Raw genomic sequence first — 14,098 nt, 5'->3', positions numbered from 1 at the left:
TCTACTTTGGCAGATAATTTAGTCATAGTTGAGTCGCCTGCAAAAGCTAAAACAATTGAAAAATATTTAGGGAAACGATATAAAGTTATCGCTTCAATGGGGCATGTCAGAGATTTGCCAAGAAGCCAAATGGGCGTTGATGTTGAAGATGATTTTGAACCCAAATATATTACGATTCGTGGTAAGGGACCAGTCGTTCAAGAGTTGAAGAGACATGCTAAAAAAGCAAAGAAAATCTTCCTAGCAAGTGACCCGGACCGTGAAGGTGAAGCAATTGCATGGCACTTAGCAAACATTTTGAAATTAGATGAACATGCGAAAAACCGAGTAGTATTTAACGAAATAACAAAAGATGCAGTTAAAGAAAGTTTTAAAACGCCGAGAAGTATTGAAATTAATTTAGTGGATGCACAACAAGCACGTCGTATTGTAGACAGATTAGTAGGTTATAACATTTCTCCGGTATTATGGAAAAAAGTTAAAAAAGGACTTTCAGCAGGACGTGTTCAATCTGTCGCATTACGTTTAGTCATTGATCGTGAAAATGAAATCCGTAACTTCAAACCAGAAGAATACTGGAAAATAGAAGGGAAATTCCGTTATAAAAAATCTACGTTTACAGCGAAATTCCTTCATTATAAAAACAAACCGTATAAACTACAAAAAAATGAAGACGTTAAATTCATTACAGACCAATTAAATGGTAATGAGTTTGAAGTGACTAAAGTCACACGTAAAGAGAAGAAACGTAATCCAGCAAATCCATTTACAACGTCTACTTTACAACAAGAAGCTTCAAGAAAATTAGGCTTCAAAACAAGAAAGACTATGATGGTTGCACAACAACTTTATGAAGGTATTGACCTTAAACGTCAAGGTACAGTTGGTTTGATTACGTATATGCGTACTGACTCTACACGTATTTCTGCAGATGCGAAAGCAGAAACAAAAGACTTTATCACTGAAAAGTACGGTAAAGAATATGTATCTCATCGTAAACAAACAGGTAAGCAAGGGGACCAAGATGCACACGAAGCTATTCGTCCTACAAAGACTCTGCGTACACCTGACGAAATGAAATCATTCTTAACAAAAGACCAACACCGTTTATATAAATTGATTTGGGAACGTTTTGTCGCAAGTCAAATGGCACCTGCTGTAATTGACACAGTTGCGATGGATGTTGAACAAGGTGATATTAAGTTCCGTGCGAATGGTCAAGCAATCAAATTCAAAGGATTCATGACATTATACGTTGAATCTAAAGATGAAGAAGAAGAACAAAACAAACGCTTGCCGATTATTGATGAAGGTGAAACTGTAATCGCAACAGATATCGAACCTTCTCAACACTTCACACAACCACCTCCAAGATATACAGAGGCGCGTTTAGTTAAAACGTTAGAAGAATTGAAAATCGGTAGACCATCTACGTATGCGCCGACAATTGATACGATTCAAAAACGTAATTATGTGAAGTTAGAAAGTAAACGTTTCGTACCTACTGAATTAGGTGAAATTGTTTATGAGCAAGTCAAAGAATACTTCCCGGAAATCATCGATGTTGAATTTACAGTAAACATGGAAACATTGCTGGATAAAATCGCTGAAGGCGATGAAAACTGGCGTAATGTTGTCGGCAACTTCTACAATGGCTTCAAAGACGATGTAGAACGTGCTGAAAAAGAAATGGAAAAAATTGAAATCAAAGATGAGCCTGCTGGTGAAGATTGTGAAAAATGCGGTTCGCCAATGGTGATTAAAATGGGACGTTACGGCAAGTTTATGGCTTGTTCAAACTTCCCAGATTGCAGAAACACGAAAGCCATCGTTAAAGAAATCGGCGTGAAATGTCCGAAATGTAAAGATGGCGAAGTGGTAGAACGTAAATCGAAGAAAGGCAGAATCTTCTACGGCTGTTCAAACTATCCAGAATGTGACTTTATCTCATGGGATAAACCAGTCGGCAGAGATTGTCCGAAATGTGATCATCATTTAGTTGTTCGTAAAAAAGGACGTTCTAGTCAAGTCGTATGTTCGAACTGTGATTATAAAGAAGAAGTACAAAAGTAAAGTAAGAGCTGAGAGGTTGGACACAAAAAGCACAACGCTGCTTGCGTCTCGCCTCTTTTCATCTGAATGAGGAGGATTTATTTATGACAGAGACAGTTAACGTGGTCGGTGCAGGTTTAGCTGGTTCAGAAGCTGCATACCAGCTTGCGCAACGAGGTATCAAAGTTAATTTGATTGAAATGCGTCCAGTAAAACAAACACCAGCCCACCATACAGATAAATTCGCGGAATTAGTTTGTTCGAACTCATTACGCGGCAACTCACTGACAAATGCGGTAGGTGTGTTAAAAGAAGAAATGCGTCGCTTAGATTCATTGATTATTAGAGCGGCTGATAATGCACGTGTGCCAGCTGGCGGTGCGTTAGCAGTAGATAGACATGACTTTGCAGGTTATATTACTGATACTTTGAAATCACATCCGAATATTACAGTTATCAATGAAGAAATTGAGAAAATCCCTGAAGGTTATACAATTATTGCGACAGGTCCATTAACGACAGAAGGGCTTGCGAAAGAAATTGTGGATATTACAGGTGAAGATCAACTTTACTTCTATGATGCGGCAGCACCGATTATCGAAAAAGATACGATTGATATGGATAAAGTCTACTTGAAGTCACGTTATGATAAAGGTGAAGCGGCTTACTTAAACTGCCCGATGACAGAAGAAGAGTTCGACCGTTTTTATGATGCGGTGTTGGAAGCGGAAGTTGCGCCAGTGAACGAATTTGAAAAAGAAAAATATTTCGAAGGCTGTATGCCATTTGAAGTAATGGCTGAGCGCGGACGTAAAACATTACTATTTGGACCAATGAAACCTGTAGGATTAGAAGACCCTAAAACAGGCAAACGCCCATTTGCGGTGGTTCAATTACGTCAAGATGACGCAGCAGGTACACTTTATAATATTGTCGGATTCCAGACACATTTAAAATGGGGTGCACAAAAAGAAGTTATTCGTTTAATCCCTGGTTTGGAAAATGTTGATATTGTACGTTATGGCGTTATGCACCGTAATACATTTATCAACTCACCGGATGTCTTAAGTGAAACATATCAACTTAAAGGACATGATCAAGTTTACTTTGCAGGTCAAATGACTGGTGTAGAAGGTTATGTGGAAAGTGCTGCCAGCGGTTTAGTGGCTGGTATCAATGTGGCGCATAAACTACAAGGCAAAGCAGAAGTGATTTTCCCGCGTGAAACAATGATCGGCAGTATGGCATATTATATTTCACATGCGAAGAACAATAAGAACTTCCAACCGATGAATGCAAACTTCGGTTTAGTGCCGTCACTTGAGAAAAGAATTAAAGATAAAAAAGAACGTTATGAGCAACAAGCGAATCGTGCTTTAACGTACTTAGAAAACTTTAAGCAAACATTGTGATAAATTATGAATATTTTGATAAAATAGATTTGTGTTTAGAAAACGTTTGCGGTTTCGAGACTTAAATCACTGCAGCTCCCTCTGTCTATATGCTACAATGCAAATGATGGAGGGGTTTTTATTGAATAAAATCCAAGATTCTTTTTTATACATGTTAAAGGTAGAACGCTTTTTTTCTAAACATACTTTGAAATCATATCACGACGATTTGATGCAGTTTAATTCTTTTTTAGAACAGGAGCATTTACAATTAAAATCTTTTGAATATAAGGATGCAAGAAATTATTTATCTTATTTATATTCAAAAGGCTTGAAAAGAACAACAGTTTCTCGTAAAATTTCAACGTTACGGTCTTTTTATGAATACTGGATGACGCAAGATGACACAGTAATAAATCCTTTTGTTCAACTTGTGCATCCAAAGAAAGAGCAATATTTGCCTCATTTTTTCTATGAAGAAGAAATGAGTGCGTTATTTGAAACAGTTGAAGAAGATGAACATAAAGGCATGCGTGATCGTGTCATTTTAGAATTATTATATGGTACGGGCATTCGTGTTTCAGAATTAGTGAACATTAAGTTAGAGGATTTAGATTTAAATTCACCAGGTGTGAAAGTGCTTGGGAAAGGTAATAAAGAACGCTTTATTCCTTTTGGAAATATGTGCAGAGAGAGTATTGAACGTTATCTTTCAGAATTTCCTCCGCTCAAAAAAGCGTCTCATGATTATTTGCTTGTAAATATGAATGGGCGACCGATTACTGAACGGGGCGTTCGTTATGTGTTGAATGATATTGTGAAACGCACATCGGGCGTGACGGATATTCACCCGCATAAATTGAGACATACTTTTGCGACACATATGTTGAATGAAGGTGCGGATTTAAGAACAGTGCAATCTTTGCTTGGTCATGTCAATCTTTCAACGACAGGGCGATATACGCATGTTTCCAACCAACAATTGCGCAAAGTCTATTTAAATGCACATCCTCGAGCTAAAAAGGAGAAATAGGAATGAATAATTCAATTCATGCGACAACAATCTTTGCGGTCAGACAAAATGGTCATGCTGCAATGGCAGGCGACGGTCAAGTGACATTAGGACAACAAGTCATCATGAAACAAACAGCAAGAAAAGTTCGTAGACTGTATGATGGCAAAGTCTTAGCTGGCTTCGCTGGTAGTGTGGCAGATGCCTTTACACTTTTCGAAAAATTCGAAACTAAGTTGCAAGAATTCAGCGGTAATTTAGAACGTGCTGCAGTTGAACTTGCACAAGAGTGGAGAGGCGATAAACAGCTGAGACAACTTGAAGCAATGCTGATTGTAATGGACAAAAACGCAATATTAGTCGTCAGCGGTACAGGTGAAGTAATCGCACCTGATGATGATTTAATTGCGATCGGTTCAGGCGGTAATTATGCTTTAAGTGCTGGACGTGCTTTAAAACGTCATACAGACATGTCAGCAAAAGATATGGCTTATGCAAGTTTGAAAGTCGCTTCAGAAATTTGTGTTTTCACAAATGACAACATTATTGTCGAAGAATTATAAGTACAACGAAAATTAAGACAACATTATTTTTCCAAAACATTGGAAGAGGTAAATTATATATTGGAGGTTGATCAACGAATGGATGCTAGCGCAATCAAACTTACCCCAAGAGACATTGTATCGCGTTTGAATGAATACATTGTCGGTCAAGATGACGCTAAGAAGAAAGTAGCCATTGCTTTGAGAAACAGATATCGCCGAAGTCAGTTGGACGAAGAATTAAAACAAGAAATCGTTCCGAAAAACATTTTGATGATTGGTCCAACTGGTGTGGGTAAAACTGAAATCGCAAGAAGAATGGCCAAAATCGTCGGCGCACCATTTATTAAAGTTGAAGCAACTAAGTTCACAGAGGTAGGCTATGTTGGACGTGATGTTGAAAGCATGGTACGTGACTTGGTTGATGTTGCTGTCAGACTTGTTAAAGAAGCTAGAAAAGAACAAGTTAAAGACGAAGCGATTAAAAAAGCAAATGAAAAATTGGTTAAATTGCTTGTACCGAGTATGAAGAAAAAAGCGAACCAAAATGCAGGTAATCCTTTTGAATCATTATTCGGCGGAATGATGCCGAACTTTGGCAACCAAGATGATGAAGATGAAGAACCGCCAACAGAAGACGTTAAAACAAAACGTTCTGAAATTCGCCGTCAATTATTAAATGGTGAATTAGAAGAAGAAAAAGTTCGTATCAAAGTTGAACAAGACCCAGGTGCAATGGGAATGTTAGGTACAAACCAAAACCAACAAGTTCAAGACATGATGAATCAATTGATGCCTAAGAAAAAAGTGGAGCGTGAAGTTCCAGTGAAAACTGCACGTAAAATTCTAGCTGATGATTATGCAGATGAATTAATCGATCATGAAACAGCAAACCAAGAAGCGCTAGAATTAGCAGAACAAATGGGCATTATCTTTATCGATGAAATTGATAAAGTAGCCAGCAATAATCATGCAGGCGGCCAAGACGTATCAAGACAAGGTGTACAACGTGACATCTTACCGATTGTCGAAGGCAGTGTCGTTCAAACGAAATATGGTAGTGTCAACACTGAACACATGCTCTTTATCGGAGCAGGTGCTTTCCATGTGTCAAAACCAAGTGATTTGATTCCTGAATTACAAGGACGTTTCCCAATTCGTGTTGAACTTGAAAGTTTATCAGTTGAAGATTTCGTGAATATTCTTAAAGAACCAAAACTTTCACTGATTAAACAATACGAAGCATTATTACAAACAGAAGAAGTAACGGTTAACTTCACAGACGAAGCGATTACGCGCTTAGCTGAAATTGCTTTCCAAGTTAACCAAGACACTGATAATATCGGTGCACGTCGACTTCATACGATTTTAGAAAAAATGCTGGAGGATCTTTCATACGAAGCACCTGGAATGCCGAATGCGGTGGTAGAGATAACAGCACAATATGTTGATGATAAATTGAAATCTATTTCTACAAACAAAGATTTAAGTGCATTTATCTTATAAACTTATAATTACAAATACAAAAGGAGAAGAAAAATGAGTTTACTTTCAAAAACAAGAGAATTGAATACACTGTTGCAAAAACATAAAGGAATTGCTGTAGATTTTAAAGACGTAGCGCGTAAAATTAGTGAGGTAACTGTAACTAATGTATTTATCGTTTCACGCAGAGGTAAAATCCTAGGAGCAAGCTTAAATGAATTGTTGAAAAACAGTCGAATCAATCAAATGTTGGAAGACCGCCATATTCCAAGTGAATATACTGAAAAATTAATGGACGTTAAACAAACAGAATCAAACATTGATATCGATGATGATTTATCTGTATTCCCTCCAGAAAACAGAGATGCGTTCATTGATAGTAAAACAACAATCTTCCCAGTATTAGGTGGTGGAGAACGTTTAGGTACTTTAGTACTTGGCCGTGTATCTGATGAGTTTAATGAAAACGACTTAGTACTAGGTGAATATGCAGCAACAGTATTAGGTATGGAAATCTTACGTGAAAAACACAGTGAAGTAGAACAAGAAGCACGTGATAAAGCAGCAATCAACATGGCGATCAACTCTTTATCATACTCAGAAAGAGAAGCAATCGAGCACATCTTTGAAGAGTTAGGCGGTAAAGAAGGATTATTAATCGCATCTAAAGTTGCTGACCGCGTCGGCATCACGCGTTCAGTTATCGTAAATGCATTACGTAAACTTGAAAGTGCTGGTGTTATCGAGTCACGTTCACTTGGTATGAAAGGTACTTTCATCAAAGTTAAAAAAGAACAATTCTTAGACGAATTAGAAAAAACAAAATAAGACGATAGAACGCTGACAACTTAAATTTTAAATATTGCTTTATTGACGGCAGTATGTTATATTTAATGACGGCTATAAAGCCGATAACACACATAAAGAGCTGAAATGTAATTGGTGCGATGTTATTGCGTCGTTATTACATGAGCTATTTATGGAGGAAAATAACCAAATTGGAGGATTTTAATCATGGCAGTAATTTCAATGAAACAATTGCTAGAAGCAGGTGTTCACTTCGGTCACCAAACACGCCGTTGGAACCCAAAAATGAAAAAATACATTTTCACTGAAAGAAATGGTATCTATATCATCGACTTACAAAAAACAGTGAAAAAAGTTGACGAAGCTTACAACTTCCTTAAACAAGTATCAGAAGATGGCGGTAAAGTCTTATTCGTAGGTACTAAAAAACAAGCTCAAGAATCAATTAAAAATGAAGCTGAGCGTGCTGGTCAATTCTACGTTAACCAAAGATGGTTAGGCGGAATCTTGACTAACTACAAAACAATCTCTAAACGAGTAAAACGTATTTCTGAAATTGAAAAAATGGAAGAAGACGGCTTATTCGAAGTATTACCTAAAAAAGAAGTAGTTGAAATCAAAAAAGAATACGACCGTTTAATCAAATTCTTAGGTGGTATTCGTGATATGAAATCAATGCCTCAAGCATTATTCGTAGTTGACCCTCGTAAAGAGCGCAACGCGATTGCTGAAGCACGTAAATTACACATCCCAATCGTAGGTATCGTTGATACGAACTGCGATCCAGATGAAATTGATTACGTAATTCCAGCAAACGATGATGCTATCCGTGCCGTTAAATTATTAACAGGCAAAATGGCTGATGCGATCTTAGAAGGACAACAAGGTGTTTCTAATGAAGAAGTAGCTACTGAGCAAAACATCGACTTAAAAGAAGAAGATAAAGGCGAAGCAAAAGAAACTGAAGAAACTTCTGTTGAATCAAACTAAGAATAATTCAAAATGGGTGATAAGATATTGAGGCTTATCACCTTTTTTTAAAAATAATATGAATAAAAAGTAAAGCTTTTATTGAGTATGCGATGCATACTTGATAAGCGTATAAAAAATAAAGAATAATCAGAGTTTACGCGTTTAACGCGAGACAAATAGAGTTATAATTAGAGAGAGAACTGATATACTATATTTGACTGATTATATTATGTTATATAAATGGAGGAAAATTGAATGGCACAAATTACAGCTAAATTAGTTAAAGAATTGCGCGAAAGAACTGGCGCAGGTATGATGGATTGTAAAAAAGCATTAGTGGAAACTGATGGCGATATCGAAAAAGCAATCGACTACCTACGTGAAAAAGGTATTGCGAAAGCTGCTAAAAAAGCAGATCGTATTGCTGCTGAAGGTATGACTTATGTTGGAGTTAACGGTAACGATGCTGTAATCGTTGAAATCAACTCTGAAACTGACTTCGTAGCACGTAACGAAGGCTTCCAAGAGCTAGTTAAAGAAATCGCTAACCAAATTCTTGAAACTAAACCAGAATCAGTTGACGCATTGTTAGAAACTAAATTATCAACAGGTGACACTGTTAGCGAACGTATCAACAAAGCAATCTCAACAATCGGTGAAAAATTAAGCTTACGTCGTTTCGCAGTTAGAACTAAAGGCGACAACGATGCATTCGGTGCATACGAACATATGGGCGGCCGTATCAGTGTATTAACAGTAGTTGAAGGTACAACTGACGAAGAAGCTGCTAAAGATGTTGCAATGCATATTGCTGCTATCAATCCTAAATATGTTTCTTCTGACCAAGTAAGCCAAGAAGAACTTGCACACGAAAAAGAAGTATTAAAACAACAAGCATTAAATGAAGGTAAACCAGAAAAAATCGTTGAAAAAATGGTTGAAGGCCGTTTACGCAAATATTTACAAGAAATTTGCGCAGTTGACCAAGACTTCGTTAAAAACCCTGATGTTACTGTTGAAGAATTCCTTAAATCAAAAGGTGGTAAATTAACTGACTTTGTACGCTATGAAGTAGGCGAAGGATTAGAAAAACGTGACGAAAACTTTGCTGACGAAGTTAAAGGACAAATGAAATAATAATCTATTAAAATGTTGAACAAGAAAGAAGACACCCTTGTATATCTATATAAATGCACACATTTGTATCGGACGTACCTCAATGTGTCTTCTTTACTTGTATCACATACATATTTTTACTATAGAGAGGATAAGAAAATGGCTGAAACTTCTAAATACAATCGCGTTGTCTTGAAATTGAGCGGAGAAGCACTAGCAGGAGAAAAAGGATTCGGAATTAATCCAATCATTATTAAAAGTGTTGCAAAACAAATTGCAGAAGTCGTAGAATTGGACTGTGAAATCGCAGTTATCGTTGGAGGCGGCAACATCTGGAGAGGTAAAACTGGCAGTGATTTAGGTATGGATCGCGGAACAGCTGACTACATGGGTATGTTAGCAACAGTTATGAATGCATTAGCACTCCAAGACAGTTTAGAACAACTTGACTGTGATACACGTGTTTTAACATCAATCGAAATGAAACAGGTCGCTGAACCTTATATTAGACGTCGTGCAATCAGACACCTAGAGAAAAAACGTGTTGTAATTTTTGCTGCGGGTATTGGCAACCCTTACTTCTCAACAGATACAACAGCTGCATTACGCGCAGCTGAAGTAGAAGCTGATGTAATTTTAATGGGTAAAAATAATGTTGACGGTGTTTACTCAGCTGATCCAAAAGTTGATAAAGACGCAGTTAAATATGAGCATTTGACATACATTCAAATGTTACAAGAGGGTCTTCAAGTCATGGACTCAACTGCCGCTTCATTCTGTATGGACAACAACATTCCGTTGAATGTGTTCTCTATTTCAGAAGAGGGTAATATTAAGCGTGCGGTATTAGGCGAAGAAATCGGAACAACTATAACTAAATAATTTTATAAATTTGAGGTGTAAGAAAGATGAGTGACATTTTAAGCGAAACGAAATCAAGAATGAAAAAATCTATCGAGAGTTTATCACGTGAATTTGCGACAGTTAACGCAGGTCGTGCAAACTCTAACTTATTAGCTAGTGTAAATGTTGATTACTATGGTGCACCAACACCTGTACAACAATTAGCAAGCATCAACGTACCTGAACCACGTTTATTAGTAGTATCACCTTACGACAAATCATCAATCTCTGAAATTGAGCGTGCAATCAACGCAGCAAACTTAGGTGTTAACCCTACAAGTGATGGTGAAGTGATTCGTATTACAGTACCTGCTTTAACTGAAGAACGTCGTAAAGAATTAGTAAAAGACGTTAAGAAAATGGCTGAAAATGCGAAAGTATCTGTACGTAATATTCGTCGTGACAGCAATGATGAATTGAAAAAAGACGAAAAAAATGGGGATATCTCAGAAGATGAATTACGTTCAGCAACAGAACAAGTTCAAAAAATCACTGATGATTCTATTAAAGAAATTGAAAAAGTATTAGATGAAAAAGAAAAAGACATTATGGCTGTCTAATCATCTAAACAGATTTAAGCAAGACAGTGTTTAAATCACTTATTAAAACTGTACCAACTCAGACTTTGGTACAGTTTTTTAATTGTTCTATTCATTGCGTTTAACGAGTGTGATAAAATGATAGATAATTGCATGAATAATCTATTATAATGTAACAGAGATAGATTGAGCTCGGAGGATAGACCATGTTTAAAAAGCTAAGAAATAAGAATCGTTCTGAAACTGAAACGAACCATTCAGAATTAGATTTACATAACATACCCGAACATATAGCGATTATCATGGATGGTAATGGCCGTTGGGCGAAGAAACGTAAAATGCCAAGAATCAAAGGGCATTATGAGGGAATGCAAACCATTAAGAAAATCACAAGAGCAGCAAATGATATTGGTGTAAAGTATTTAACGCTCTACGCCTTTTCAACTGAAAATTGGTCCCGTCCTGAACAAGAGGTAAATTATATTATGAATTTACCAGTGAATTTCCTTAAGACTTTTTTACCTGAATTAATTGAAAAAGATGTCAAAGTTGAAACTATCGGATTTACAGATGATCTGCCGGCATCAACGTTAAAAGCAATTAATCACGCGAAAGAAAAGACAGCACATAATCAAGGACTTAAATTGATTTTTGCGATTAATTACGGTGGAAGAGCAGAAATCGTAGACAGTGTTCGTCGAATGTTTGATGATATGCAGAAACAAGGATATAATAGCGAGGATATCACTGAAAGTATGATGAATCAGTATTTAATGACAAGTCAGTATCCTGATCCTGAATTATTGATTCGCACATCTGGGGAACAACGTATCAGCAATTTCTTAATATGGCAGATTTCATATAGTGAATTTATATTTGACCAGAAATTGTGGCCTGATTTTGATGAACAAGAATTGTATGATTGTATTAAGATATATCAAAAAAGACAACGTCGCTTCGGCGGGCTATTATAATTTAAGGTAGGAATTTAATATGAGAGTAAGAACGGTCACGGCTATTATTGCCTTAATCATCTTTTTACCGATATTAATTATCGGTGGTCAAGTACTGATGTACTTTTCATTTTTACTAGCGTTTATCGCTTTAAAAGAATTACTAAATATGAATAAAATCCGTTTTATTTCTATACCAGGGATTATCAGTGCACTTGGGCTCGTCATTATTATGTTGCCGCAAGATTTAGGTTCATTAGTCCCTGCTATACAGTTGAAGGGACTTGTAATCATGAGTTTCGTGGTACTAAGTTATACGGTTATGTCTAAAAACCGCTTCAGCTTCATCGACGCAGCCTTCTGCTTAATGTCTGTTGCATATGTCGGCATCGGCTTCATGTACTTATATGAAACACGTGAAGCAGGTCTTGCCTTCATTTTATATGCTTTCTTAGTCGTATGGACAACAGATACAGGAGCTTACTTATTTGGACGCAGTATCGGTAAACATAAATTATGGCCGGTTATCAGTCCGAATAAAACGATTGAAGGTTTTATCGGCGGCGTGCTATGCAGCTTGTTGGTACCGATCATTATGCAGATGTTTATTGAATTCCCAGTCAACATTTTCGTTATGATGGTTGTAACGGTTGTATTAAGTATGTTCGGACAACTTGGCGACTTAGTTGAATCAGGATTCAAACGTCACTTTGGTGTGAAAGACTCAGGTAAAATATTACCAGGACATGGTGGTATTCTCGATCGCTTCGACAGCTTTATGTTCGTATTACCGCTATTAAATATTTTACTTTTACAAAACTAAAAATGTGAGGCATGCGGTTATGCAAACAAAGAAACAGCGTTTGCTTAAGGCATGCCTCATTTTTGTAACATCGTATATTTGTTGTATGTTCGCATGATTTTCATTAAAATGATTTTATAAAATGTTACCGTCACATGTATCTTGTTTAAGCAAGTTTTACATATTTGATGGACCAATTAATTAAATAGGAGTGGCCCAATTTTGCTAATAACTATACTATCTTTTATTATCGTATTCGGCGTATTAGTCTTCGTGCATGAGTTCGGTCACATGTTCTTCGCGAAGCGTGCAGGGATTATGTGTCCTGAATTTGCGATAGGCATGGGACCGAAAATATTCAGTTTCAGAAAGAATGAAACGTTATATACTATCCGTTTATTACCCGTCGGCGGTTATGTCCGTATGGCAGGGGACGGTTTAGAAGAACCGCCTGTAGAACCAGGTATGTCAGTTAAGATTAAATTAAATGATCAAGATGAAATTACGCATATCTTGTTAGATGATCAACATAAATTCCAACAAGCAGAAGTCATTGAAGTGAAGAAAATCGATTTCAAAGATGAAATGTATTTAGAAGGTATTACCTCTTATGATGACGAACGCCATCGTTTTTATATTGCGAAAGAAGCATATTTTGTAGAAAATGGTTCGTTAATCCAAATTGCACCGCGTAATCGCCAATTGGTACACAAAACACCATGGCAAAAATTCTTAACATTGTTTGCAGGACCATTATTCAACTTCTTGCTTGCGATTGTGATTTTTATCGGATTAGCATATTACCAAGGCACACCGAATAATGTGGTGAAACAAGTCGCGGATAATACACCAGCACAAGAAATCGGTTTGAAGCCTGGTGATAAAATTGAACAAATCGGTGATAAAAAAATTGAGAACTTTAAAGATATCACAAAAGCTTTAGAAGATAATAAAGGTCAAAAAGTTTCAATTCAATATGAGCGTGACGGTCACCAAAAATCAGCTGAATTCAAACCTAAAAAAGTCGTTGAGAAGTTAACCAAACTGACATCTCAAACACGCTATATCTTAGGTTTCCAACCTGATAAAGACCATAGCTCTCTGATTGCGCCGCTTACAACAGGTGTAGAGCAATTCTTCAAAGCAGGAACGATTATTTTCACAGCAATTGTGTCTATGATAGGCAGTATCTTTACAGGTGGATTTTCATTCGACATGTTGAATGGACCTGTCGGTATTTACCATAATGTTGATACTGTGGTGAAAACTGGTATCATTAACTTGATAGCATGGACAGCTATGTTAAGTGTGAACTTAGGTTTAATGAACCTATTACCAATTCCAGCATTAGATGGCGGAAGAATTCTGTTCGTTATTTATGAAGCGATTTTCAGAAAGCCCGTCAACAAAAAAGCGGAAGCCTACATTATTGGTGCAGGTGCTATATTTGTAGTAATTATTATGATATTAGTGACATGGAATGACATACAACGTTATTTCTTATAGGAAATGGAGGAGCTCAGT

Annotated in this window: 13 protein-coding genes; all 13 read left to right on the top strand. The window is 36.8% G+C overall.

Translation table 11 applies throughout. The features are described 5' to 3' along the window. Positions 1-6: 6 nt before the first annotated feature. The 13 genes from topA (at position 7) to rseP (ending at position 14,080) form a co-directional block, all read left to right on the top strand. Positions 7-2,073, top strand: coding sequence for a type I DNA topoisomerase (gene topA / locus HMPREF2846_RS10830; RefSeq protein ID WP_023015697.1), 2,067 nt, complete (start codon positions 7-9; stop codon positions 2,071-2,073). Between the two features lie 83 nt (positions 2,074-2,156). Beyond that, a complete protein-coding gene (gene trmFO / locus HMPREF2846_RS10825) occupies positions 2,157-3,464 on the top strand; it encodes an FADH(2)-oxidizing methylenetetrahydrofolate--tRNA-(uracil(54)-C(5))-methyltransferase TrmFO (protein WP_002480689.1) in 1,308 nt (435 codons plus the stop codon). A gap of 121 nt (positions 3,465-3,585) precedes the next feature. After that, positions 3,586-4,476 (top strand): tyrosine recombinase XerC, encoded by an 891-nt coding sequence (xerC, locus tag HMPREF2846_RS10820; RefSeq protein WP_070626625.1) that lies wholly within the window; start codon positions 3,586-3,588, stop codon positions 4,474-4,476. Positions 4,477-4,478: 2 nt separating this feature from the next. Next, complete coding sequence (gene hslV, locus HMPREF2846_RS10815; RefSeq protein WP_023015696.1) at positions 4,479-5,018, top strand: ATP-dependent protease subunit HslV; 540 nt, start codon at positions 4,479-4,481, stop codon at positions 5,016-5,018. A gap of 78 nt (positions 5,019-5,096) precedes the next feature. Continuing rightward, the gene (hslU, locus tag HMPREF2846_RS10810; RefSeq protein ID WP_002480692.1) at positions 5,097-6,503 is read left to right on the top strand and encodes an ATP-dependent protease ATPase subunit HslU; all 1,407 of its coding nucleotides are present in this window, start codon (positions 5,097-5,099) and stop codon (positions 6,501-6,503) included. 33 nt (positions 6,504-6,536) lie between these two features. After that, entirely contained in the window at positions 6,537-7,310 is a 774-nt protein-coding gene (gene codY, locus HMPREF2846_RS10805) for a GTP-sensing pleiotropic transcriptional regulator CodY (RefSeq protein ID WP_002480693.1), read from the top strand. 186 nt (positions 7,311-7,496) lie between these two features. Continuing rightward, positions 7,497-8,279, top strand: coding sequence for a 30S ribosomal protein S2 (gene rpsB, locus HMPREF2846_RS10800; protein WP_070626624.1), 783 nt, complete (start codon positions 7,497-7,499; stop codon positions 8,277-8,279). Positions 8,280-8,516: 237 nt separating this feature from the next. Further along, positions 8,517-9,398 (top strand): translation elongation factor Ts, encoded by an 882-nt coding sequence (gene tsf / locus HMPREF2846_RS10795; protein ID WP_002480695.1) that lies wholly within the window; start codon positions 8,517-8,519, stop codon positions 9,396-9,398. A 138-nt stretch (positions 9,399-9,536) separates the two neighbouring features. After that, positions 9,537-10,259 carry a UMP kinase gene (gene pyrH, locus HMPREF2846_RS10790; RefSeq protein WP_002480696.1) on the top strand — a complete coding sequence of 241 codons (723 nt, stop codon included), beginning with the start codon at positions 9,537-9,539 and terminating at the stop codon, positions 10,257-10,259. A 26-nt stretch (positions 10,260-10,285) separates the two neighbouring features. Continuing rightward, the gene (frr, locus tag HMPREF2846_RS10785; protein WP_023015695.1) at positions 10,286-10,840 is read left to right on the top strand and encodes a ribosome recycling factor; all 555 of its coding nucleotides are present in this window, start codon (positions 10,286-10,288) and stop codon (positions 10,838-10,840) included. 185 nt (positions 10,841-11,025) lie between these two features. Continuing rightward, positions 11,026-11,793 carry an isoprenyl transferase gene (locus HMPREF2846_RS10780; RefSeq protein ID WP_002480698.1) on the top strand — a complete coding sequence of 256 codons (768 nt, stop codon included), beginning with the start codon at positions 11,026-11,028 and terminating at the stop codon, positions 11,791-11,793. 19 nt (positions 11,794-11,812) lie between these two features. Then, positions 11,813-12,595, top strand: coding sequence for a phosphatidate cytidylyltransferase (locus tag HMPREF2846_RS10775; RefSeq protein ID WP_002480699.1), 783 nt, complete (start codon positions 11,813-11,815; stop codon positions 12,593-12,595). Between the two features lie 201 nt (positions 12,596-12,796). Beyond that, positions 12,797-14,080 (top strand): RIP metalloprotease RseP, encoded by a 1,284-nt coding sequence (rseP, locus tag HMPREF2846_RS10770; protein WP_002480700.1) that lies wholly within the window; start codon positions 12,797-12,799, stop codon positions 14,078-14,080. Positions 14,081-14,098: the final 18 nt, after the last annotated feature.

Source organism: Staphylococcus sp. HMSC056G08 (assembly GCF_001812305.1).
Taxonomy (GTDB): domain Bacteria; phylum Bacillota; class Bacilli; order Staphylococcales; family Staphylococcaceae; genus Staphylococcus; species Staphylococcus simulans.
The sequence above is the reverse complement of the archived record's forward strand: the minus strand, read 5'-3'. Positions and strand labels throughout refer to the sequence as shown.

Excerpts from the sequence above, each read along its gene's own strand:
- trmFO (WP_002480689.1), top strand. The coding sequence starts at position 2,157 with ATGACAGAGACAGTTAACGTGGTCGGTGCAGGTTTAGCTGGTTCAGAA.
- hslV (WP_023015696.1), top strand. The coding sequence starts at position 4,479 with ATGAATAATTCAATTCATGCGACAACAATCTTTGCGGTCAGACAAAAT.
- hslU (WP_002480692.1), top strand. The coding sequence starts at position 5,097 with ATGGATGCTAGCGCAATCAAACTTACCCCAAGAGACATTGTATCGCGT.
- codY (WP_002480693.1), top strand. The coding sequence starts at position 6,537 with ATGAGTTTACTTTCAAAAACAAGAGAATTGAATACACTGTTGCAAAAA.
- rpsB (WP_070626624.1), top strand. The coding sequence starts at position 7,497 with ATGGCAGTAATTTCAATGAAACAATTGCTAGAAGCAGGTGTTCACTTC.
- tsf (WP_002480695.1), top strand. The coding sequence starts at position 8,517 with ATGGCACAAATTACAGCTAAATTAGTTAAAGAATTGCGCGAAAGAACT.
- pyrH (WP_002480696.1), top strand. The coding sequence starts at position 9,537 with ATGGCTGAAACTTCTAAATACAATCGCGTTGTCTTGAAATTGAGCGGA.
- frr (WP_023015695.1), top strand. The coding sequence starts at position 10,286 with ATGAGTGACATTTTAAGCGAAACGAAATCAAGAATGAAAAAATCTATC.
- HMPREF2846_RS10780 (WP_002480698.1), top strand. The coding sequence starts at position 11,026 with ATGTTTAAAAAGCTAAGAAATAAGAATCGTTCTGAAACTGAAACGAAC.
- HMPREF2846_RS10775 (WP_002480699.1), top strand. The coding sequence starts at position 11,813 with ATGAGAGTAAGAACGGTCACGGCTATTATTGCCTTAATCATCTTTTTA.